General features: G+C 40.9%; 19 protein-coding genes and 4 tRNA genes. 2 read left to right on the top strand and 21 right to left on the bottom strand.

Features of this window, described 5'->3' with window-relative positions; all coding sequences use genetic code 11:
* Positions 1 to 63: 63 nt before the first annotated feature.
* The 15 genes from ACXAF2_RS11660 to ACXAF2_RS11730 all read right to left on the bottom strand — a co-directional run bounded on the left by ACXAF2_RS11660 (position 64) and on the right by ACXAF2_RS11730 (position 12389).
* The gene (locus ACXAF2_RS11660; RefSeq protein WP_475138853.1) at positions 64 to 1305 is read right to left on the bottom strand and encodes a S1C family serine protease; all 1242 of its coding nucleotides are present in this window, start codon (positions 1303 to 1305) and stop codon (positions 64 to 66) included.
* 231 nt (positions 1306 to 1536) lie between these two features.
* Positions 1537 to 2331: an MBL fold metallo-hydrolase gene (locus ACXAF2_RS11665; RefSeq protein ID WP_475138855.1), complete on the bottom strand. Its 795-nt coding sequence runs from the start codon at positions 2329 to 2331 to the stop codon at positions 1537 to 1539.
* A gap of 5 nt (positions 2332 to 2336) precedes the next feature.
* Positions 2337 to 3146, bottom strand: coding sequence for a two-component system regulatory protein YycI (locus tag ACXAF2_RS11670; protein ID WP_475138857.1), 810 nt, complete (start codon positions 3144 to 3146; stop codon positions 2337 to 2339).
* Positions 3133 to 4485, bottom strand: coding sequence for a YycH family regulatory protein (locus ACXAF2_RS11675; RefSeq protein ID WP_475138859.1), 1353 nt, complete (start codon positions 4483 to 4485; stop codon positions 3133 to 3135). Before ACXAF2_RS11675 ends, ACXAF2_RS11670 begins: the two co-directional genes overlap by 14 nt.
* Positions 4482 to 6305: a cell wall metabolism sensor histidine kinase WalK gene (gene walK / locus ACXAF2_RS11680; protein ID WP_475138861.1), complete on the bottom strand. Its 1824-nt coding sequence runs from the start codon at positions 6303 to 6305 to the stop codon at positions 4482 to 4484. Before walK ends, ACXAF2_RS11675 begins: the two co-directional genes overlap by 4 nt.
* Positions 6306 to 6311: 6 nt before the next feature.
* Entirely contained in the window at positions 6312 to 7019 is a 708-nt protein-coding gene (yycF, locus tag ACXAF2_RS11685) for a response regulator YycF (protein ID WP_113969391.1), read from the bottom strand.
* 216 nt (positions 7020 to 7235) lie between these two features.
* On the bottom strand, positions 7236 to 8723 hold the full coding sequence (locus tag ACXAF2_RS11690; RefSeq protein ID WP_475138863.1) for a peptidoglycan DD-metalloendopeptidase family protein: 1488 nt from the start codon (positions 8721 to 8723) through the stop codon (positions 7236 to 7238).
* 353 nt (positions 8724 to 9076) lie between these two features.
* A tRNA-Phe gene (locus tag ACXAF2_RS11695) sits at positions 9077 to 9149 on the bottom strand.
* Positions 9150 to 9178: 29 nt separating this feature from the next.
* Positions 9179 to 9255 (bottom strand) — tRNA-Asp (locus ACXAF2_RS11700).
* A gap of 124 nt (positions 9256 to 9379) precedes the next feature.
* Positions 9380 to 9451: transfer RNA gene (locus ACXAF2_RS11705), tRNA-Glu, on the bottom strand.
* A gap of 16 nt (positions 9452 to 9467) precedes the next feature.
* A tRNA-Lys gene (locus tag ACXAF2_RS11710) sits at positions 9468 to 9543 on the bottom strand.
* Between the two features lie 404 nt (positions 9544 to 9947).
* Entirely contained in the window at positions 9948 to 10361 is a 414-nt protein-coding gene (locus tag ACXAF2_RS11715; RefSeq protein WP_148970568.1) for a DUF350 domain-containing protein, read from the bottom strand.
* A gap of 15 nt (positions 10362 to 10376) precedes the next feature.
* Positions 10377 to 11618 carry a glutathionylspermidine synthase family protein gene (locus ACXAF2_RS11720; protein ID WP_475138865.1) on the bottom strand — a complete coding sequence of 414 codons (1242 nt, stop codon included), beginning with the start codon at positions 11616 to 11618 and terminating at the stop codon, positions 10377 to 10379.
* 1 nt (position 11619) lies between these two features.
* Complete coding sequence (locus tag ACXAF2_RS11725; protein ID WP_475138867.1) at positions 11620 to 11928, bottom strand: hypothetical protein; 309 nt, start codon at positions 11926 to 11928, stop codon at positions 11620 to 11622.
* Positions 11925 to 12389 (bottom strand): hypothetical protein, encoded by a 465-nt coding sequence (locus tag ACXAF2_RS11730; RefSeq protein ID WP_475138869.1) that lies wholly within the window; start codon positions 12387 to 12389, stop codon positions 11925 to 11927. Before ACXAF2_RS11730 ends, ACXAF2_RS11725 begins: the two co-directional genes overlap by 4 nt.
* A 131-nt stretch (positions 12390 to 12520) precedes the next feature.
* Between ACXAF2_RS11730 and ACXAF2_RS11735 the strand changes: the two genes are divergently transcribed.
* Positions 12521 to 13543, top strand: coding sequence for an ion channel (locus tag ACXAF2_RS11735; protein ID WP_475138871.1), 1023 nt, complete (start codon positions 12521 to 12523; stop codon positions 13541 to 13543).
* A 43-nt stretch (positions 13544 to 13586) separates the two neighbouring features.
* Here the strand turns inward: ACXAF2_RS11735 and ACXAF2_RS11740 are convergent, their stop codons facing one another.
* Positions 13587 to 14879 (bottom strand): adenylosuccinate synthase, encoded by a 1293-nt coding sequence (locus tag ACXAF2_RS11740; RefSeq protein WP_475138873.1) that lies wholly within the window; start codon positions 14877 to 14879, stop codon positions 13587 to 13589.
* Positions 14880 to 15170: 291 nt separating this feature from the next.
* Between ACXAF2_RS11740 and ACXAF2_RS11745 the strand changes: the two genes are divergently transcribed.
* Entirely contained in the window at positions 15171 to 16895 is a 1725-nt protein-coding gene (locus ACXAF2_RS11745) for an ABC transporter ATP-binding protein (RefSeq protein WP_475138875.1), read from the top strand.
* A gap of 49 nt (positions 16896 to 16944) precedes the next feature.
* On the opposite strand, the gene dnaB is transcribed toward ACXAF2_RS11745, so the two are convergent.
* The 5 genes from dnaB to ACXAF2_RS11770 all read right to left on the bottom strand — a co-directional run bounded on the left by dnaB (position 16945) and on the right by ACXAF2_RS11770 (position 24287).
* Positions 16945 to 18297 carry a replicative DNA helicase gene (gene dnaB, locus ACXAF2_RS11750; protein ID WP_148996236.1) on the bottom strand — a complete coding sequence of 451 codons (1353 nt, stop codon included), beginning with the start codon at positions 18295 to 18297 and terminating at the stop codon, positions 16945 to 16947.
* A gap of 230 nt (positions 18298 to 18527) precedes the next feature.
* The gene (gene rplI, locus ACXAF2_RS11755) at positions 18528 to 18974 is read right to left on the bottom strand and encodes a 50S ribosomal protein L9 (RefSeq protein WP_148970560.1); all 447 of its coding nucleotides are present in this window, start codon (positions 18972 to 18974) and stop codon (positions 18528 to 18530) included.
* Positions 18971 to 20944: a DHH family phosphoesterase gene (locus ACXAF2_RS11760; RefSeq protein ID WP_475138877.1), complete on the bottom strand. Its 1974-nt coding sequence runs from the start codon at positions 20942 to 20944 to the stop codon at positions 18971 to 18973. The genes rplI and ACXAF2_RS11760 overlap by 4 nt, the downstream gene beginning before the upstream one ends.
* A 26-nt stretch (positions 20945 to 20970) precedes the next feature.
* Positions 20971 to 21894: a YybS family protein gene (locus tag ACXAF2_RS11765; protein WP_475138879.1), complete on the bottom strand. Its 924-nt coding sequence runs from the start codon at positions 21892 to 21894 to the stop codon at positions 20971 to 20973.
* A gap of 332 nt (positions 21895 to 22226) precedes the next feature.
* Positions 22227 to 24287, bottom strand: coding sequence for a methyl-accepting chemotaxis protein (locus ACXAF2_RS11770; protein ID WP_475138881.1), 2061 nt, complete (start codon positions 24285 to 24287; stop codon positions 22227 to 22229).
* Positions 24288 to 24353: the final 66 nt, after the last annotated feature.

Raw genomic sequence — 24353 nt, forward strand, 5'->3', positions numbered from 1 at the left:
ATATCATGTAAAGAAAAAGCAGGAAAGGGCGCTTTGCCTTCCTGCTTTTTGCTTATCCACATCCTATAATCTTGACTCGTCGGTAAGTTTCATGGTTACTTCTTTCTTTTCACCGTTTCGATAGAGTGTGACTTTCATCTGATCGTTCACATCTTTCTTGTTATAAAGATGCTTTCTTAACTCAATGACATTTTCAATTTTCTCTCCGTCAAGCTCCGTAATTACATCCAGCTCTTGTAAGCCTGCCTGTGAAGCTGGAGAATTGGGAACGGTTTGTCTGATCATGACACCATAATTGATTTCTTTCGGGAGCTTCAATGTTTCCTGCTGATGATAGGCAGAAATTTTATTCACATCTTCAAGTGTCACACCCATGGCAGGACGCTTGACCTCACCGTACTGCTCAAGGTCTTCAATAATCGGCTGAGCATAGTTAATCGGGATGGCAAGTCCGATTCCTTCTACTGCACTCTGTGCGATTTTCATGGAGTTGATACCGATTAACTGTCCGGAAATATTAATGAGGGCTCCACCACTGTTTCCCGGATTGATAGCTGCATCGGTTTGCAGAACCTCTGCATTCCAATCTTCCATTCCATCCTGGTTAATATCGACCGGAATCGTTCTCTCTACACCTGAAACGACCCCCTGTGTGACGGAACCGGAAAATTGCAGCCCAAGCGGGTTACCAATCGCAATAACAGGTTCTCCCGCTTTTAGCTTGTCTGAATTTCCAAACTCCGCAATGTCATCTTTCTCGATTTTACTTCCATCGATTTCGATTACAGCCAGGTCTGTCCAAATATCCGCACCACGCATTTCAGCAGGTACCTTGGTTCCGTCAGCAAGCGTCACTTCCAGCTGATCTGCACCTTCCACCACGTGATTATTGGTCACAATATAAACTTTATTGCCTTCTTTCTTATACATAACCCCGGATCCTGTACCCGCCTGTTGATCCTGAGTTTGTCCTTCACCCTGTCCCCAGAAGCTTTGAGATTGGATATTCGTGATTCCTACAACAGAGTCTCCAGCTTTCTCTACGGCTTTCGTCACATCCGTTGTCACATCGACAGAAACATTTTGAGTGGCACCATTATGATACGCATCATCCGTCTCTTTCAAATCCTCGTCGGGTTGAATTGAATATGGTAAGATGTCAAAGTTGGTTAACTGAGGAATCGCCACAATGACCAAGATGGCTCCAAGTACGGCTCCCAATAACCCGGCAAGGAACATTCCTCCACGATTGCCCTTTTGCCTGCTCCGGCTTTCAGAATTATGATCCGAATCATAATATCCCATATAACTTCATCCTTTCTACGTTCTATTCCTTTTGTTATTTTATCTTTACAAGCATGATTATAGTCAGGTTAAATTAAAAAATAATGAAAAAAGGGAAGGAATTTCATAAAGTTGATAGATATGTAAACCCTAAAGTGGAGGTGGTTTGCTTCGAAGACAAAAAAAGGTGAAGACATCTGCCCTCACCTTTTTCATACCTTCAAAAGAAAAATCGTAAACATTTGAATCGGTTTAAATGGCAACTAAAGGTGTTGGTACTTTAGGGTCCGTATCAAACAGGTCAATTTGTTCTCCTACTACTATTCCTTTTGTCTCGAGTGTTTGTGTCACACTCATTCTGGCTAGATCTTTCATATTATTGTCGAGGCTGAGATGGGCTAGATAAATTCCTTTCGTCTTATCTCCCATCACTTCACTCATGGCAATGGCCGCATCCTCATTGGAAACGTGTCCATAATCACCAAGAATCCGACGCTTTATATTCCACGGATACCGGCACATTCGGAGCATCCCCACATCATGATTACTTTCAAATACATACGCATCGGCATTGGAAATGATCCCTTTCATCCGATCACTTACATATCCCGTGTCCGTTACCAGAACAAGTTTCTTCTCTCCCTGGTGGAAAATATAGAACATCGGCTCTGCCGCATCATGTGAAACCCCGAAGGACTCAATGCTCAGTCCACCAAAGTGCTTGGCTGTTTCCATATCAAACGAAAACTTCTGTTCCGTATCTATTTTCCCTACTAACCCGTCCATGGCATTCCATGTCTTATCGTTGGCGTAGATAGGGAGCTTGTACTTTCTCGCAAGTACACCGATCCCCTTGATATGATCACTATGCTCGTGGGTAACAAGAATACCCGATAAATCTTCTATCTTTCGATCAATCTGACTGAACAGTCCTTCCATCTGTTTCCCGCTCAATCCTGCATCAACAAGAAAGGAATGCTCTTCCGTCTCCACAAATATCGCATTTCCTGTACTGCCACTGGCAAGCACACTAAAATGCATGGTCATATCTCTCACTCCAATGTTTCTTTTTCTGGTTTGGTGACTTCGAAAATCTGTCCTTCAACTGCATTAATAAATAGGTCTTCTTTTTTGTCTCCTGATTCAACAACAAAATGCCAGGTCGGAGCCAGGACTTGGGATTCTTCACGCGATAAGAAGGTATAGTATCCTAGTTCAGGTGTTTTGATCGTACTGCCCGAGCTTATCTTGTGATTTGTCCACAAAACTTGAAGAGCTTGCAGTGAAGTAAGCAGGCTTTTCTTTTCCCCGCTTAATTCTTCTAACCCCTCAAGCAATGTTTGCTTGTATGAGACAATCTCACTTTCTTTATTTAAGACAAGAATCACTTTACCATTTGAATTGTTAAAAATCTGTCTGTCCTTATACGTCTGATAATAAATAATCGTTTGTTCATCTTTATTATATTTCCAGAAGCTGTACTTTTCACCGCCTACGACCTGATTTTTCATAAAATCGGTTAATTCATCAGGTGAAAACTTTTCACTTATGGAATATGGTTCTTTTAACGTTGAATGAATCGTATTATCCGTAACGACACTGACATCTTGATTTTTCAACTTTTCGATTTCCTTCTCGGTGAACATTTTTGTTTTTGCACTAATATAGGCTTCTTTTATCGATTCCTTTGAAAGATTTTTTGGGTAGTCAATTTTATCCGTCTTTAATTGTTCTTCAAAAGAAACTTGACTTAACGTTTCTGGATTACTTTCAGAAACTTTGTTGATGAACAACGACATTAAAAAGATGTCTAAAATGAGAAAGACAATAATAAAAATGCTCTTCGTTTTACTCCAGTCCAATTCCAAGCCCCTCCTGTTCTTCCAAAGGTAGGCGTAACCAATTACCATCGTATTTATAATACCAGGAAGGTTCAAATACTAGGAATTTTCTATTTGATTCATTCGAATCTCTTGTCATCTTATATCCGACAATAACATCTTCTACGTACTCAAGATTGATCGTATCATCCTTTGCCAAAAGATATAATACGGTTGCTCCAGAAGGCAATTGAACCTCATCTACACTTTCAAACGATAAATCATAATCCAATGTAAAGTACGGACGATTGTATTCGTTGATTGTTTCTTCACCCAGAATTTGAGAAATTTCAGCCATCCCATTTTCATTAAAAACAGGATAGTTTTGCATAAACAGCCGGTATACAATTTTATTCTCAAGAGGGCTGATCGAGAAAAATTGATATTGATCGGTCCAGCCACCATGATCATTTACAAATTCCATGCTTTTTTGAAGCAGCTGTGTGGCAGATGATCCTCCATTTTTTTCTTCGGATGGATTTACATAGGACAACGTGTTATGTTCTTTATTCGTTTTTAATAAACTATATACATTTGTGTATTTTTCGCCATACTCAGTAAATCCCTTATCTACACTATTAGGATCACTAAACAGTGCCTGTACATACTCTTCGGGGGAGTCAAGGTCCGAATAATATCTATAGCTGATATAATCCTCCGGGTTTTCGGGCAGAAAGATCGTTTTTTTATTATTTAAGGGCTGTTCTACATATTTATCAAAATTATAAACGGCTTTTTGAACAAAGCTCTTTTCGAAAGCTTCTAAGCTGGCACGGTCTACCCGGCTTTCATAAAATTTCTTTTCTCCTGCTTCATATAAAACAAAATATACGGAACCTGTATCTGAACCGTTATGATTCAGGTCGATAATGATTCGGTTAAATGAACCGTTCAGGGTGTTTTTATCCTCTAATTTTAACACTTGACTATAAATAGAAAGTGGAACATTGTCCGGGAAAACAATTTCGACCTTTTTCTCTCCGTGAATAACAGATTTGATTTCTGACATATTATACTCTCTTGATAGATCTTTCATATCAAATAATGTCCAGGTCCTTAATTGTTCAATAACCTTATTGATTTCGAATTCATCCGAAGTCCCGACTGTCCTATTTCCTGAATGATAGAAAAGTTTAAATGGTTTGATTAGAACGCTGTTCAGTTCATTCTCAGGTATCTTATCTCCCACAGATACATCGTAAGCTTCATCGCTATTGATCGTATCGTACCCTGGTTGATACGTCCAAAGGTTGAAGGTAAGAAATATACTGATGCATACGAGCAGCGTTAGGATTATCGATTTGATTTTTTCATAATTCATGACCAATCATCCTCTTGAGTGGAATCATATGGGAGAGTGAATGTGATGGTGGTTCCTTTCCCTTCAGTACTTGTCGCCCATACGTCACCACCATGTGCTGAAATCATCTCTTTTGCTATGGCAAGGCCAAGTCCTGTTCCGCCCATTTGTCTTGTTCTGGCTTTATCGACACGATAGAAGCGCTCAAAGATTTTCTCCAGATTTTCTTTCGGTATCCCTAACCCTTGATCTGATACACTGATTTCAATATATCCGTTCTTTTCTATCGCTTTAAATGTAATGGTTCCGCCCTCTGGTGAATATTTCAAGGCGTTTGAAATGATGTTATCCAAAACCTGTGTGATTTTATCCTGATCCACTTCCACAAACATTGCTTTGTCTGGTAAGAAACGGTTAAAGGTCACATTTACATTCTTGGTCATTTCAAATCGATCAATGATTTTATGGAAAAAGAGAATGAAATCAACCCAATCTTTATTAAAACGATAGTCTTTACTATCCATTTTTGATAATTGAAGAAGATCATTTACTAACCGAATCATTCTCTCTGTCTCATTTTGAGTAACATCAAGAAATTGAGGTGCGATGTTTTCATCTTGCCATGCCCCTTCAGCCAGCGCTTCTAAGTAGCTCCTCATCGTTGTAAGCGGCGTGCGAAGTTCGTGGGATACATTTGCAACAAATTCCCGTCTCTCTAAATCAATTTTCTCCTGCTCCGTAATATCATGTAACACCGTAATTAGACCGTTCACAAACCCGGTCTCTTTTTGAATAATGGAGAAATTCGCCCGTAAGATATACGGTTTTTCTTTCGTACTGTAATCTAAAATGATTGAATCCTGTTCATTGGATAGGTCATCAAACGTGTATTCCTCATCCAATCCCAGTAAGGATACAATGGGTTGGGAAACGACTGTTTCACGTGAAACATTCAGCATATCCGCTGCAGGATCATTAATCAGAATGACCCGTCCTTTTCGATCTGTTGCAATGACACCATCCGTCATATAGGAAAGCACGGAAGAAAGCTTTCTTCGCTCGCCCTCCGTCGTAGCTTGGGCTTCTTGTAGACGTTTCGTCAAATTATTGAATGTGATCGCAAGCTGACCTATTTCATCGTACCCGTAGACCTTTACTTTCCTGGAAAAGTTTCCTTTTGCCATAGCGAGTGCTTGTTTTCTCATATCAGATATCGGTCTTGTTACGGTTTGAGCCAATAAGACACCCAATATCGCTGTGATGACCAAGGCAATGAGGGTACCATTCGTAAAAATCTTGTTGATTTCACTCATTTGGTCATAAACCGATTCAATTTCACCGACAAGATAAATAGCACCAATGACTTCTTCATTTGAAGTTATTGGTGCTGTATACACCCAAATTCGATCTTTCGTTTGATCATCAAGATAGATATCCTCATGACCTAAGCCAACAGCGAGGGCTCTTTTAACCTCTTTCTCCCCACTAACCTGACCAACTAAACCCTGATTATTGGGATCTGAGGTGCCAATAATTTTACTTCTATCATTAATCACTCGAATTTCGGAAATATCAGATGTTTTACTATCATCTAATACTCTCCCGATATCCTCTTCGAGTGTGGGATCATCTTCACTGCGTTTCTTAACTATTTCTTCACGAATTGTATACTCTAATAATTCCACTCTATTTTTAATAGACGTCTGGAAGTTATCGACAAGCTTCTCTTCTAGGGCCCTCACAAAATAAACCCCAATAATCTGCATGGCGAGAAGAATGAGCAGAACATAAATCAAAACGAATTTCAGATGGATGGAACGGGTTAAACCAACTTTCTTCATTACAAATTACTCCTGTTCAGGATTTCGTAAATAATAGCCGACTCCTCTACGTGTTACGATCCAGGTAGGGTGACTTGGATTATCTTCAATTTTCTCACGAAGACGTCTGACGGTAACATCGACCGTACGTACATCTCCGTAGTAATCATAGCCCCAAACAGTTTGAAGCAAATGTTCACGGGTCATCACTTGTCCAATATGCTTCGCTAAATAATGAAGAAGCTCAAACTCACGATGTGTCAGCTCAATCGTTTCCCCTCTTTTCGAAACAACGTACGCATCAGGATGAATCGTTAAAGAACCAACCGTGATTTCATTATTCTCATCTTCCGCATTTTGCTGTGCCCCTTGCTGATGGCGTCGCAAATTAGCTTTCACACGGGCAATCAATTCACGTGTACTAAAAGGTTTCGTTACATAATCATCAGCACCCAGTTCTAACCCCAGAACCTTATCAATTTCAGAGTCTTTCGCTGTCAGCATAATGATAGGCATTTCATACTTCTTCCTGATCTCACGGCACACTTCCATTCCATCACGATTCGGAAGCATAATATCAAGAAGGACAAGATCAGGCTTGATTTCTTCCGCCATCTTGACGGCTTCATCTCCATCATACGCACAATGTACTTCATAGCCTTCTTTTTTTAAATTAAACTGTAGTATATCTGCAATTGGTTTCTCATCGTCAACGACTAATATTTTCTTTTCCATGTCAATTGATCTCCTTTAGAAAAAAGTAATGTATCATATAAAGTTGTGATTAGTATAGGATTCTTCCTTTAAATTTATCACTATCTCCATATTAATTCATCTTTAACTCTATCATAACCTTTATTTCATTTCTTTTTGACTACAATCTAAATATAACAAAGGGGACTGACAAATAAAATGATTGTGTCAGTCCCATGATTGAATACCTATATACAATTACAATACATCTAATGGATTGATAAGCGATCCATTTTTGTAAACTTCGATATGCAAGTGAACACCGGTAGATTCACCAGTTGTACCCATGATTCCGATTTTTTGTCCTCTTTCCACCGTTTGACCGGCAGAAACTGAAATGGAATCTAAATGAGCATAAATCGTTTTATATCCATTTCCATGATCGATCACCACTTTATTTCCATAACCGCCATCGTCCCAACCTGCAGAAACGACTCTTCCGTTATCAACGGATTTAATTGTAGGATTATCTGGTCGCGCAATGTCGATCCCTTTATGAACTTTACCCCATCTTGGTCCTTGTTTAGAGGAAATATAACCGCCATTTGTCGGCCATGCAAAGTTTCCAGATCCCCTGGATGGAGTAGCTTTTGTTCCTTTAATGACAATATATTTCACTGGATCCTTTAGTTTCTTCTCTTCTTTTACATTTTTCTCGATTTGAGAACCGTTCACTTCTGTCGTTTCAAACGTAACGGATTTCTCACCTTCTTGACCTTCCTGCTTCACTTTCGTATCGCCTTTATTCATAGAAGAGTCTTCTACTACTTCTTTCTCATAGGCAATCTTTTCGATCTTGTTTGCTTCTTTCTTAACAAGTACATGGACAAGAGGTTCATAGACGGTCACATTCAACTCGGAACCGACTTTCAGTGCATCGTCTTCTTTCAGTTCTGAATTTAACTCCAGCAGCTTCCCGGTAGTTAACTGATGCTCTTCTGCAATCGCGCTCAGTGCATCACCTTCTTGAACCTTATACTTTTTCTCCTCTAGCACACCTTTTTTCAGGAGATCTGCAGCTTCCTTCGAAGACATCATTTCTTCCGGCTCCACTTGCGCTTTCTTCATCTCAACCTCTTCTTTAAAAGAAACTTCTAATAAACGTGTTTCATTTTCCTTTAAAGCGGGTAGAGAAGATGATGAAGAGTCATTTTTTCGCGCTTTCAATTCCTTTAGCTCATCTTCTGAAACATAGTTGAGCTTAAAAGACTTTAAAGCTTCTTCAGCAGCCTTTTCATCTTTAACATAAGCAACCGGTTTATTGTTCACAACTAAAGCAAAAGCATTTGCTTCAACTGATACTGAATTATTTACATTCTCAATTACCTTTTGATTGTTTGTTTTCACAGCAGAAAACACATTCTCAGGTATGTATGTTACATCATGAGTAAAATCAACCTGAAAATCCGTGTATTCCTTCTTAGCCTCAGACAGTTTCTCATCCAAAACAGCTTCTACTTCTTCCTGATTAGTAACTGCCCCTACATACTCACTACCCATATATACATGATAGATGGTTTGAAGATTTTCATCCGTTCCAGTACTTGCTGCCGCAGATGAAAAAGTTAGTGTCGTAAGAGCGAGAGTTGTCATCCCTACTCTTTTTACAAATTGATTAGATCTATGTCGAATATTAAGTTTTTTATATTTTTCTAAAATGGGTGTTAATTTCTCTCCAAAACTCATTGAATTGCCTCCTATAAACTAAAGCAAAAATCCCAGTTACGGTAGTTCATTAAGCCTAATTTAGTAAAATTCTATAAAATTCGTACTTTACTAATTTACCATAATTCGACGAAATCCGGGACACAGAATCAAGATTGTAATACAACTGTATAATTGATTAGAGAACAAAGAAAGCGCTTCAATGGTGTTTTTACCGTCACAGTGGGAATTGCGTGGGTCTAAAGGTGGATGAGCCGTTGAAACAATGATGGTAAAAATTAGAGGGATTTTAATATATTTTGTTACAATAGTGTTACAAAGACAAATAAAAAAGTACTACGAGAGTCAAAGTCGTCGCAGCACTTTTTGTAAGATGGCTCAGGACGGAATCGAACCGCCGACACATGGATTTTCAGTCCATTGCTCTACCAACTGAGCTACTGAGCCATATCGTTTTAAAAATCTAAATATGTAAATGGCGGTCCGGACGGGACTCGAACCCGCGACCTCCTGCGTGACAGGCAGGCATTCTAACCAACTGAACTACCGGACCAGAGTTTTTTGCTTTAGCAAAATAACTTTCATTACTTTGCTCTATCACAATAGCTAGCTATCAACTTACACTAGCATAATATTCCCTTAAAGCAACACTATTTATCACTTCGAGAAAATAAAAATGACCCATACGGGATTCGAACCCGTGTTACCGCCGTGAAAGGGCGGTGTCTTAACCGCTTGACCAATGGGCCATGTAGAGAGAAAAAATGGTGAGCCATGAAGGATTCGAACCTTCGACCCTCTGATTAAAAGTCAGATGCTCTACCAACTGAGCTAATGGCTCTAAGTATATATATAAACACGAATAGCAAGCTTGATCAAAGCCGCTTTCATGACAACGAAATTAATATTATCACAGTATGAATGTCGAGGGCAATAGTTTTTTTGGATTTATTGTCGAAAATTATTTCTTGGGGAATAATTTAGAGGGATTTCCGATATGAAGCTTTTCTCAAAGCTCTTTTTGTTTAGACGGCAAAGAGTAGACACGTCCTTTTCCTTTCCCACGATAGCCTTCACAGACAACTTACCAATAAATTGATGCGAGAGAGGTTTTTTTTCAAAAACCTAACTCTTATTTTCAAAACTGCATTCACTCCTAAAACATCTGGAATTCACCAAACAAATAACCGCCACCAGAGCACCAACACAACGCTCCAGCAGCAGGCCCTTCATTTCAATTAACCCTTAATAAGTCAAACTAGCAGCCACTACCAATCCCACTACAATCGCAGCTGAGAAAAGGCTGAATCCAATGGCGATATTGCCTTCTTCCACTTTCTTCGCTAAATTCGTCTTAGGTGTTAATACGTACTCAATGATCCAGTAGGCGATGACTTGAGTCGCGATACCGATAAGTCCCCAGATAAAGGCGTCAAGCAGATTCAGGCTGTTAGCCCAGACGGTGTAGATGACGATGGCGAGTCCGATGGCTTTTCCCCATAGTTTGAGGGCTACGGCAATGTTTCCTTCCCTGATTAAGGTAGCTTCTGAGAATTTGGTGGTAAAGGCGAAAACGGTGATTCCGAGGATCATCAGTCCAAGGCCCGTTCCGACGTGAGCCAGAAAGCTGAGTAGTGCTTCACTTGTTATGATTTGCATGAGTTTCTCTCCTTTTTATTTCTCCTGTAACCCTACAGGCAGAAAGTATGATTCGTTATCGGTGATGGCGTTACCAGCCCGTATTCCGATTGCACCGGCCGTGCCATTAATAATGAAACTGCCTACCATCAAGCTTGCATCCTTTATTCCTTCATCCGTCTTAATCGCAGCAACAGGCAGAGGGATAAATTGTTGGAATACTGGCAGGGTTTGCTTATAGGTTTCTTTTTTATCTTCTAAAAGGATCCTGCCTGTCGCTTCAATGATCTTGACCGTATCTCCTTCACGGCCAAATGCAGGCTTTTGAACATAGGTGGTCCCATTCTTCTCGAATCGATCAGAATCTAAGTAAGTTGGAAGAAAGTATCGTTCGATCCATTGGTGTTCCTCATCTGTATAGAAGGCACTACATGCTTCATGAAGGCCCCATATGAGTGCTTGAACTCCTTTAGACTGGAGTAAAAAAGCGGAGGGAGGATTCAAGATGGCAAGCTTTTTTTCCAATACCATTTCCATCAGGTCCAAGCCTACATGTTCTTCTGTATGAGGGTCCCTATCATCAATGAGATGTTCGATAGGATACGTAGGACGGTACAATACATCGATCCGCTCCCCTTGAGTCGTATAAAGACCATCCTCTCGAATCTGCAGTTGATCCAGACTCACGTATTCAGACGGCACACCTGAAAGCTTTTGTAGATATTTTGTTGTCAGGTGGTCCTCTTCGTGATCCTGGTGAGAGGTGAAGACGATCTTAGGTTCGCCTTCCCGTTGCAAAGAGTTCCAGGAAGATAAGAGTGCCCGCTTTAGCTCTTTCGCTAATCCCGTCTCGAATCCCTTATTAGGATTTGAACACCCGAAATACTGACAAACCTTTTCATTCACATGGTAAAGCTCTTTGATAAAGGTGGGGGTGTCGCTATTGAATTCTAATAGTTTCATTTCCCCATCACTTACAACGAAATCAAAGCGACCAACAATGCACTCTTGAGCAATGGACTTAAATTTTATATAGGCAAGAGATTCCTTGGGAAAACCCAGCTCCAGAAGAGTCGCATCCTCCAGTTCACGAAGCAGATCCGCACTTTTTTGATAAATGGTGTACACTCTTCGGGATGCTTCATGAATTGCTGAAATCGTGTCATGTGATTCCATCTTAATATCTAATAACGAGTACTCCATGTCATACAAATCATGCCAAAACTCCGGAATACTCTGATAGAACGAGTTTCTTTTTTCACGGTGAGAGGCTGTCATATTATCCTCCAAATCCGCCTTTGGAGCCACTTCCGATTCCTGATTTGTAGCTCTTGGAGTAGGATTTATAGCTCGAGTAATTTTTCAGGCTGGATTTGTTTTTAAACATTCTTCCGGCGAAGTAATAGTAGCCGAAATTAGATGAGCGGTCGTCATCACAATAATACGTGCCGCTTTCGTCATCCCAATCCCAGTCGTCACAGTCAACATCAGTCGGTTCAGGAGGCAGGTCCTGATTTCCGCAGCCGGTCACAGATATCGCCATTACGGATGCTGCGACACCTGCCATCATTTTTTTCGTTTTGTTCATTGGCTTTCCTCCTCTAGCTTATAGCCCGTTGCTTTTACATATAATATATACACATAGCGATCCTCATCGATTTCAGCAGAATCACGCTCCCATTCAGCCCCCTCAATATAATAATAAACAGAACCGATGACACTTAGAATATCGAGATGATAATCATGGTGTTCTATTTTTAAAATCGGGTGGTTTCTCCGTGGATTCAGTTCGCGAATCTCCAGTACCAATCCTTCAGGTGGAAACAGGGGATCCGTAACAGGTTCTTCTTCATACGTTTCTACATATAGTATAAATTGATTCCCTTCAATCGCTGAAGAAAGCTGACGATACGTCACACCTTCTTTTACAAAAAATTCACATTCCCTTCTTGCCAGGATTTGTTCTAATTCGATATCAGGGTAGTGATAGATCGCTTCATACGTATCATTGCCTTTTCGTAAACGGTATTCCAGTTCGGGTTGTTTCATTTGTCGACACCAGCCTCCTGATTGGAAGGATATGATTTCTATAAATATACGAACCATTGTGGAAAAGGTTTCATTTCCCAGGGATTCATTGGTATTATTGAACTATGATTTTTTTCGTAAGGAGGGTATGTATGATAATATTTCAAAGGCTTTGGAAACAGATCACGAAGATGGACTTCGGTTTCATTCTTCTATTATCCCTGATTATTGTCCTGTTTGGAACCTTTGGCAGCCATTTTTTGGAGCCTGAAACATTTCCTACGCTTTTTGATGGGTTCTGGTGGACGATGACGACCTTGACCACTGTCGGATATGGAGATTATTTTCCCGTTTCGGTGGGAGGAAGATTATTGGGAATCTTCCTGTTTATCTTTGGAATCGGGATAATTGGGGTGTTGATCAGTAAAACCGTTGATTCTATTACTACATTTCAGAAATTCAAGAGGGAGGGAAAGTTAGTGTATACATATGAAGATCATTATATCTATATCAATTGGTCGAAGAAAACGGAGAGAGCCATTGAAGAAATTCTTGTTCATGTGCCGGACGCTGAAATCGTCCTCATTGACATGCTTTCCATCACACCCATTGAGCATGAGCAGGTTCATTTCATTCAAGGCGATCCATCAGATGAGAATGTATTACTGAAAGCCAATATCTTCGAGGCGAAGCGTGTAGCGATCTTCTCGGATTCAAAGATTGAAGACCCTTCCCTTATCGATGGAAAAACATTATTGATTGCGTCGGCCGTTGAAGGTTTATCGAAGACTCATCAGAAAGAAGTCCATACGATCGTGGAAGTGTCAGAGGACCGTCACATTCCTAAATTCCAGCATATTGCCGTTGAGGACTTTATCTTGTCCAATGATTCCGTTTCTTTATTGATGGCAAAAGCAACACTTCATCCTGGAACGACCAATTTGTTCAGACAGTTACTCAGTAAACGATACGGCAATAATATTCACGAATTCAGTGTTAAAGAGAGTTGGAAAACCATCAAGCAGGCTTCTGAAGAGCTGCTGGAAAAGGGAGCTATTCTGCTCGCTGTAAATGATAATATGGATTTCACCGATGCCATGAACCGGGAACTGCATGCTGATGACGTTCTGTATGTCGTATGTCATGACAGAGTGTACGAACAATTAAATCAATAAAAAACTCTCAGCCTCTAGATGGCTGAGAGTTTTTTTATATTGATTAATTCGGGCTCCACACGCTGCGAACTACATTTGTTTGAGAGCGGTCCGGACCAACTGAGAAGATGGAAAGAGGGATACCAGTTAATTGAGATACGCGCTCTAAGTAGTGACGTGCGTTCTCTGGCAGATCCGTTAACGTTTTACATTCTGTAATGTCTTCTGTCCATCCTGGAAGCTCTTCGTACACTGGTTCACATTCAGCCAGAATGTTCAGGTTAGCAGGGAATTCTTCCATGACTTCACCTTTGTATTTGTACGCTACACATATTTTTAAATTCTCGATTCCAGTTAATACATCGATCGAATTTAGAGAAAGATCTGTTAAACCACTAACACGACGGGCATGACGTACAACTACGCTGTCAAACCAGCCGACACGGCGAGGGCGGCCAGTCGTCGTTCCGTACTCACGTCCTACTTCACGGATTTTGTCTCCGATTTCGTTCTTGAGTTCCGTCGGGAAAGGTCCGTCCCCAACACGGGTTGTGTATGCTTTTGATACTCCAACTACGTGGTTGATTTTTGTCGGGCCTACTCCAGAACCGATTGTTACTCCACCAGCTACCGGGTTAGAAGAAGTAACAAATGGATATGTACCTTGATCGATATCAAGCATTACCCCTTGAGCCCCTTCAAATAAAACACGGCGACCGTTATCGATGGCATCGTTCAATACAACGGATGTGTCCACAACATAGTGCTTAATTTGTTGACCATATTCATAGTACTCATTTAAGATATCTTCAATGTTGAAGCCTTCTGTTTCATAGAATTTTTCAAAAAGGCGGTTTTTTTCTTCAAGGTTACGAGCAAGCTTTTCTTCAAAAGATTGACGATCCAAAAGATCTGCGATACGGATGCCGACACGTGCCGCTTTATCCATATAAGCAGGGCCGATTCCTTTTTTCGTTGTACCGATTTTATTGGCACCTTTACGCTCTTCGTCGATTTCATCCAATTTTAAGTGATAAGGAAGAATCACGTGAGCACGGTTGCTGATTCTTAGGTTGTCTGTTTTCACATCGCGATCATGAAGATATTTTAACTCTTTCACAAGAGCTTTAGGATCGACAACCATCCCATTTCCGATTACGGATGTTTTTTCGTTATAGAAAATACCTGATGGAATTAAGTGTAATTTATATGTTTCTCCGTCAAACTTAATCGTATGACCCGCGTTGTTCCCACCTTGGTAACGCGCGATTACTTCTGCATGTTCAGAAAGGAAGTCAGTGATCTTTCCTTTTCCTTCGTCTCCCCATTGCGTACCTACTACTACTACTGAAGACATATTGAGCACCTCCGACGGGAATTAGTATTCCCTCTTTTATCAAACAAACTCATTTTATCAACACTAAAAAAGAAAGTCAATGAAAACACGAACGTTTATATAGGTAATTATATTTATGTTCGTATAAATGCATACTTTACGCTGTGATAATCCACTACTTTAAGAATCTTAAGATAAATAAAAAATTGTGGGAGTATCATCAGGTTATGATAGCGCAATGTAGAAACTTTTGCTAATCTAAAATAAGCATTTTGAATTTTACATACAATTAAATACTGAGGTGACGATGTGATGATTAAACGTTTTTTCAGCTATTACCGGCCTCATCGGCGGCTTTTTTACATTGATTTTGCCTGTGCCGTGTTGGTTGGACTTTTAGAATTAGGTTTTCCCATGGCGGTATCATGGTTTATCGACTCCCTCTTGCCTGAGGGAAACTGGAGTACCATATTGGCGGTTTCTGCCGGTCTGCTAGTTCTTTATCTACTAAGTTCGAGTATGCAATTCGTTGTGAACTATTGGGGACATAAGCTCGGGATTAATATCGAAACAGATATGAGACGGGAATTGTTTCACCATGTTCAACGACAATCCTTCCGCTTCTTTGATAACACGAAAACGGGTCATATTATGAGTCGTGTGACAAACGATCTGATGGACATAGGGGAACTTGCCCATCACGGACCTGAAGATTTGTTCATCGCGGTCATGACCTTCATTGGTGCGTTTTGGATCATGCTCACAATTAATATGGAACTTGCCCTTGTTGCTATTATTATTGTTCCATTTCTTGTGTGGCTTATTTCGTATTCGAATATAAAAATGAATGCAGCCTGGACAAAAATGTACGGAAATATCGCCGATGTAAACAGCCGCGTTGAAGACAGCGTTTCCGGAGCGAGAGTGGTTCAGTCTTTTACAAACGAATCCTATGAAATGGAACGATTCAATGAAAATAATCAATTCTTCCGCAAATCCAAGCTGAAAGCGTATAACGTAATGAGCGTGAATTTATCCGGTATCTACATTACGACTCGATTGATGACCTTGATCATTCTCGTATACGGAGCCTGGTTAAGCTTTTCCGGAGTTCTCTCTTATGGAGAACTTGTTGCCTTTATTCTTTATATCAATGTCCTGTTTAAACCGATCGACAAGATATCAGCCCTCCTTGAGTTATATCCTAAGGGAATGGCCGGCTTCAAACGCTTCACTGAACTAATGGATATGGAACCTGATATTGAAAACCGTCCACATGCCATAGAAGTACCCACTCTACGTGGTGATATTTCTTTTGACGACGTTACGTTTGGTTATGAGTCGAACCGCCCTATTCTAAAGGATTTATCCTTTACCATTCAATCAGGACAGACCGTGGCGTTTGTCGGACCGTCGGGTGCAGGGAAAACAACGATCTGCTCCTTGATTCCACGCTTCTATGATATTGAAGAAGGAGCCATCACCATTGATGGCATCGATATCAGGGAGATGACGAAGGAATCCCTGCGTGCTCAAATAGGCATTGTTCAGCAGGATGTATTCTTGTTCACCGGAACTCTTCGGGAAAATATCGCCTATGGAAAACTTGATGCTACACAGGAAGAGATTGAAGAAGCAACAAGACGTGCTCATCTGACCGATCTTATTGCCTCTCTTCCAGAAGGATATGATACTCAAATTGGGGAAAGAGGTCTGAAGCTGTCTGGTGGTCAAAAGCAGCGCCTATCCATTGCCCGTATGTTCCTGAAGAATCCACGAATCTTGATTCTGGATGAAGCCACCTCGGCTCTGGATACGGAAACGGAAGCGATCATTCAAGAAGCTTTAAATGAATTGGCAAAAGATCGGACCACACTTGTCATTGCCCACCGATTGGCGACGATCCGTAAGGCTGACCGCATTCTGGTCGTCACCGAAAACGGAATTGCTGAAGATGGTACTCATGAAGAACTGCTCTCGAGAGAGGACGGTATCTTCACAAGGCTTCATGCCCATCAGCATGCAACCATTCTATAAAAATAAAAAAATCCAAGCATCTGCATCAGCAGGGCTTGGATTTTTTCTATTAAGCCGGAGCGTCGTCAAATCGCCGCTCCAGATTCACGAATTTATTGTATTCCTTCACAAACGCAAGGGACACGTTTCCAACCGGGCCGTTACGTTGCTTGGCAATGATGATTTCGATAATGTTTTTGTTTTCCGCTTCTTTGTCATAGTAATCTTCACGGTATAAGAAGGCTACGATATCCGCATCCTGCTCGATACTTCCTGATTCACGTATATCAGACATCATCGGACGCTTATCCTGACGCTGCTCCACACCACGGGAGAGCTGGGATAAGGCAATGACCGGTACTTCAAGCTCACGTGCCAGTCCTTTAAGGGAACGGGAGATTTCAGAAACCTCCTGCTGACGGTTTTCTCCTGAACGGCCGCTCCCCTGAATGAGCTGCAAGTAGTCGATGAGGATCATACCAAGCCCATGCTCCTGAGCGAGACGTCGGCATTTAGAACGAATTTCCCCCACTTTGATACCTGGCGTATCATCGATATAGATCCCGGCATTCGAGAGGCTTCCCATTGCCATCGTAAGCTTTCTCCAGTCTTCGTCGGTTAAATCACCTGTTCGAAGGTTTTGGGCATTAATATTGCCTTCTGCACACAACATACGCATGACGAGCTGCTCAGCACCCATCTCCAGGGAGAAGATCGCGACGTTTTCTTTCGCTTTAACGGCTACGTTTTGAGCGATATTCAGGGCGAAGGCTGTTTTACCCATGGAAGGTCGGGCTCCTACAATGATCAAGTCATTTCGCTGGAAACCGGCCGTCATATGGTCAAGGTCAGCAAACCCCGTTGAAATCCCTGTTACATCACCTTTACGATTTGTTAAGGTTTCAATGTTGTCATAGGTTCTGACAAGGACATCTTTAATATTATGGAAGGCACCGGCATTTTTTCGCTGTGCGACTTCCATGATGTTTTTTTCCGCTTCACTTAGAAGGCTGTCGACTTCATCCTCGCGGGCATAGCCGTCAGAAGCAATATCCGTCGCTGTACGGATCAATCGTCTCAGTAATGATTTTTCTTCCACAATCTTTGCGTAATATTCAATATTCGCAGCCGTCGGAACTGAGGCTGCAAGCTCACTTAAATAAGCGACCCCGCCAACATCTTCAAGCTCTTTCGCTGCAGCAAGCTCCTCTGTCACTGTAATTAAGTCGACGGCTTTTCCCCCGTCTCCCAAATTCAGCATGACATTGTATATTTTTTGATGAGAATGACGATAAAAATCCTCTGGAATCAATATTTCTGATGTGGTCGTTAATGCGCTGGGCTCTAGGAAAATAGCTCCTAATACCGCTTGTTCTGCCTCAATATTCTGAGGTGGAATCCGATCCTGGAACACTTCATTCATCTATGCATAACCTCCAATTCAAACTGCGAAGGGGCAACAGACGTCTAAAGGCATCTGCTGCCTGCGTCAAAGTTAACACCTTAATCTATATAAAAATAAGAATTTAGTCCTACAGAAAAAATGTGATCGGGATAGTATCCAGATCACATTTTTTATCAAGCTATATTCATTTTAACATGTTTTTCTCAAAATGAAGTTACCAAATTTCGTATATTTTCTCTGAAAAAATCTTACTCTTCTGTTACATGTACTTTTAAAGTTGCTGAAACATCCGTATGAAGCTTCACAGGGACATTCGTATAGCCTAGGGCACGAATGGCATCGTTCATTTCAATTTTACGTTTATCGATTTTGATGTCATGTGCTTTTTTTAACCCATCTGCAATTTGCTTGCTTGTGATGGAACCGAATAAACGGCCACCTTCACCGGATTTTGCTTTCATTTCAACCGTGATTTCTTCTAACGTCGCTTTTAATCGTTTTGCTTCTTCCAATTCTTCCTGAGCCAGTTGCTCTTCTTTCTTCTTTTGACCCTCCAACTGACCCATGTTTGCATTTGTTGCTTCAACGGCCAAGCCTTTTTTTAATAAGAAGTTATGTGCATAGCCATCTGCTACGTTTTTCACTTCTCCTTTTTTCCCTTTACCTTTAACATCTTTTAAGAAAATGACTTTCATATCTCTTTTCTCCCTTCAAAATAATCATTTAATGCTTCCTTCAGCTGTTCTTCAGCTTCTAGTACAGATGCCTGCTTTATTTGAGTAGCGGCGTTGGTTAAATGACCTCCACCGTTTAAGTTTTCCATAATGATTTGTACGTTCACATCACCTAGAGAACGGGCACTGATCCCGATTGTTTCCGGATCCCGCTTAGAGATGACGAAGGAAGCAATCACTTCATCCATGGTCAATAACGTATCCGCTGCCTGTGCAATAAGAACGGGATCATAAATGACATCATCCTCTGCTTTTGCAATCGCAACGCCTTCACGGAAAAATTTAACCGATTCGATTAACCTTGAACGTTTTATATAGGTATCGACATCCTCTTTCAGAAACTTTTGGACTAATACGGTATCTGCCCCTTGTGCCCTTAAATAGGAAGCGGCATCGAAGGTCCTCGATCCCGTTCGAAGTGTAAAGCTTTTCGTATCCACAATGATTCCCGCTAGCAGGGAAGTGGCTTCAAGCATCGTAATTTTTTCATGTTTAGGCTGATATTCCAACAGCTCCGTCACAAGTTCTGCTGTTGAGGAAGCATACGGCTCCATATAAACAAGCAATGGGTTTTTGATAAAGTCTTCGCCACGTCGATGATGATCGATCACAACGACTTTATCCATTTTATTTAGAAGCCTTTCTTCAATGACCAGGGAAGGCTTATGGGTATCGACGACCACGAGCAGCGTATCCTCTGTCGCCATTTCGAGTGCTTCCTCAGGGGTGATGAATCGGGAATGAAGATCTGAATTTACTTTTATCTCCTTCATCAATCGCTTCACACCATTGTCGATTTCATTAAAGTTTAGGACGACGTATCCTTCACGCTGATTCATTTGAGCCACTTTACGAATGCCGATGGCAGCTCCAATGGCATCCATGTCGGGATGTTTATGACCCATGATGATGACCTTGTCACTTTCGAGCATGATTTCCTTAAGTGCATGGGAAATGACTCTTGCACGTACCCGGGTTCGTTTTTCCATTGGATTGGTTTTTCCACCGTAGAATTTAACCTTTCCATTGGTTTGCTTAATGGCCACCTGATCTCCTCCACGACCTAAGGCGAGATCCAGGCTTGATTGGGCAAGGGTACCCAGTTCAGGCAGGGAAGAAACCCCAGTTCCTACACCAATACTTAAGGTCAAGGGTACATTTTGCTTGGCTGTGGTATCCCGGACATCATCCAATATACCGAACTTTTCCTTCTCCAACACTTGAAGGATCTTCTCATTAATGACGGCGATGAACCTCTCAGAAGAGACCCGCTTTAAGAATACGCCATATTCTTTTGCCCACTTATTCAGAATGGATGTCACTAAACTATTTAAGCTGCTTCTTGTTTGATCGTCCATCCCTTGCGTTAATTCATCATAGTTATCCAGAAAGATGATTCCAATATTCGTGCGTTCATCATGATATTGTTTTTCTATTTCTTTTTGTTCCGTGACGTCAAAGAAATAGAGAAGCTTTTCTTTGAGCTTCAATACGACATGATACTTTCTCTCATTAATCGTCACAATTTCTGAATCTACTTCCTGCTTGATTAATGGAACTAGAGATTCTGCCACATCGTATAAGGATCTTCCAACGACTGTATCTTCATTAAAACAAGAGGCCAGAAAAGGATTCGTCCATTCTATGTAATATTCGTCATTGATCAGCATGATCCCAATGGGCATCTCCATTAACGCCTCTTCCCCTACACGCTTTACACGATAGGATAAAGTGGAGATATACTCCTCTGTTTCTTCGTGCGATCTCTTCTCAAAATAGAAAGCGAGAAAATACACGATTCCAAAGACAATCAACCCTATTAACGAAATGATCCATTGGTAAAAGGAAACCGATACTAACAATAGAGCTGTTAATATAGCAAGACCGTACAATGGGTAGCGGATCATTCGCTTATTAAAATAAGATGGCATGATTTCAGCTCCTGGACCTTAAATTTCTATGACTTGCGTTGTAGGCGTTGTCTTAGATCAAATCCTAAGTCAATTATACCTAAAATTCGCACGAGATAAAGAAGAGGAATCGAAATGATTGTAATTAATACCAAAATTCCTTTTGACCATCCTTTTATATGAGCGAAGAAATAGAGGAAAGACAAGCCCTGTACCGCCATCAATGTTTGCAATACATACAGAACATTAAGAAGGGCCGTATAGGCATACGTTCCTTTTTCCGGCTGCAGAATCATGGATAGGACTAAGGTAAGTAAGTAATACCAAAGGATACTCTTAGGGAGCTTCCATTCTCTAAATGGTTTAAATACGGGTACATCTCTCCCTAAACGCTTCATGATGGGAAAATTGATCAGCATAAACAACAGGGCCATTACGACAGCAATTCCCAGGAACAAGGTAGGCATCAAGGTCTGAATGAGATCAATGGAGCTCTCCAGACTTTCGACCAATCTCTTATCCGGTTCCTGACCAAGCTTCTCAAATAAGGAATAATAAGCGGCCTTCGATTCAGTTAAGCTATCTTCTATAATATTAACATCGAAAAGTAGGATAGAGAAAACAAAACCAATGACAATATTGATGACAAGTGTAAGACTTGACGCCATAAACAGCCTCATTTTATCTACTTTCGCTTTCACGCACCAGCCAATCACTACCCCGGTCGTCGCAACCATGAAGGCAACAGGCAGCGCAATGAGCCCTCCAAACAAGAAGGATAATCCTAATGATCCAATCAATACGTAAAAAGAATTCAGTAACGAATACTTAGAACTAAACAGAATAAGAGGGAGGGGCAATACAAAAAAGGCAAGGGTCCCGATTAGCGGAACATATAAAGCCAACAACAGTAAAACAGTAAAGATGGCGAGCATAAGCGCACCTTCCGTTAACACACGGGGATTTTTCAATTGAAACGCTCCTTACGATAAATTCAAAAACATGCAATAGCACTATCATATCAATTTTGGAGATAGATTTCATCTAGTGGGTCCTTACCCAAAGGTGACAAGCATTCATCAATGTCCTCTATCTATCTTTATGTGCCAATTTCGACCAAACTTGTGCCAAATTGTGAATATCCATAACTATTATTTTTCATTTTCCTTTATTTTGAACAAAAAAGAAGTAGCCCTTCAACATGCTTCTTTTCTTCATCTATTCTAGTATGCACTCACTTTTAAAAGGAGTATACGCAGTAGATAAAGAATGGCAATGTATCAGGACCACACTCTAATAAATATTATGAAATTTTAAACCGTTCGATTGAAGACTGAAGCTCTTGACTCAAGTCTGTTAAGCGTTCAGCTGCTTGTGTTACCGATTGGACTGCCCTTACTTGTTCTTCTGTAGAGGCACTCATTTCCTCGCAGGAAGCAGCCGTTTGTTCCGCTGTGGCGGCCATCATCTGGATCACGTTGACCACTTCATCTTTTTCAAGATTGATTTGACCAACCTCCTCATACATTCTCTCAATTTCATCTTGCATGGATTTCATTAACTGAGAGGTTTGGTCAAAAACGTGATTGGTCTTTTGGATCACTTCATTTTGGACGTCAAAGGTCTCTTTCGTTTTCACCATTTCGTCAACGGCTTGATGAGAGCCTTGTTGAATTTCTATAATGGTGCGTTTTACTTCTTCGGTTGCCTTCACTGACTGATCCGCAAGCTTTCGTACTTCTTCCGCCACGACAGCAAATCCTTTGCCGTGTTCACCTGCCCTGGCCGCCTCAATACTGGCATTTAATGCAAGGAGGTTCGTTTGAGAAGAAATATCCGTTATTGTGCCCATGACCGATTCAATCGTCTTCACCTTTGCTTCTAAACTAAAGATGACTTTCTCCATGGAGGAGATGTATTCACTGGAAGAATGATAGGCATTTTCTAATTCTTTTACCTGGTTTAATCCGGACTGGTTCATGACATCAGCTTGTCCAGCCATTTCAGACATAGCCTTCGATTTTTCATAGACTCCATTAATTCTTGTTCCTAGTTGCTCTGTTTGGTGATGAGCCCGGTCAGAGTCTGCTGCTGATTGAGAAGCCCCTGTCGCAATTTCGGAAACAGCCTTCGCCATCTCTTCACTTGAAGCATTTGTCTCCTCAGAAACAGCACTTAATCCTTCAGCCGATTCACGGACATTATAGATCGATTCTTGGACGACTTGTATCGTATCTTTCATATTTACGATCATTTTGTTTAAATCGGACGCTAGTAATCCTGTTTCATCTTTTGAATTAATTTCAGACTGAATGGATAAATCTCCAGTAGAGACATCGGTTACCGTTTTTTGAAGCTGCTTGATTGGTTTAGTGATTTTATTAGAAATGAACACAACTAACACCAACATGACAAGCAGGGTGATGAGGGCTGTCACGATCAGTAATCGTTCGATTTCTTTCGATGACTGAATAAGATCCTTCATACTATAGGCAGAGCCCACTTTCCAATTCGTCTTGGGTACCGTATTATACACCAATACCTTTTCATCACCGTCCAATTCGTATCGGATTGTATCGGATTCCTTCTCAGAAGTAAGCATTTTATTGATGAAAGGTAGCGATGACAGATCTTCCCCCCGCTTAGTAGGGTGTACGATGGCTGTACCATCGAGTCCGATCAGGAAGGGATAGCCATTAAACCCAATGTCCATTTCTGAGACTCGATCAGTAAGTTTCGTCAAGTTAATATCGACACCGAGAACACCTACTACTTTATTATCTGAAACAATCGCTCTGGAGGCTGTAATGATGTATTCTTCCGTTGCAGTATCTACGTAAGGCTCGCTCCAAACCACGCCAGCCCTTGCTTCCTCAGCGTTTTTATACCAATCCCTGCTTGTCGGATCAAAGTCACTTGGCAGGGAGACGGATGGAACGATTTTTAATTTCTTATTTGGTGATGCGAAATAAATAGAAGTAGCTTCCTCATAAAGGCTTAAGTAATTATCAAAATCAGATTGAATATTGGCAAACAGCTCTGTATTTTCACCAGCAGATTCTGTTTGCAATTGTGCTTTTGCATAATCTTTTAACGAGTTGGAAATTGAATATTGATCAATACTCTTTTCATATTGTCCAAGAAAGAGTTGCACTGAATTATTGAGCTCTCCTACAATCCCTTGCGTTTGGTCAATGACCTCTTTCTCTGTTTTCATTCTGGTCTGCAAGCTTGTAATTGAAATAATAATAGCTAACGACACCATAAATAGAATGGATATGATTACAATAAGCTTCATTCTAATGGATGATAGAAGAAATCCCTTCTTTCGTTCCACCTGTTTCCTTGTGTTTTTCTTTTTCACATAAATTCCCCCTCTACCTGCCAAAACTATCTATATATACACTTATTCATCGACATTTCCCGCGAA

The sequence above is a fragment of the Rossellomorea sp. ABR4_004 genome, from assembly GCF_056159585.1.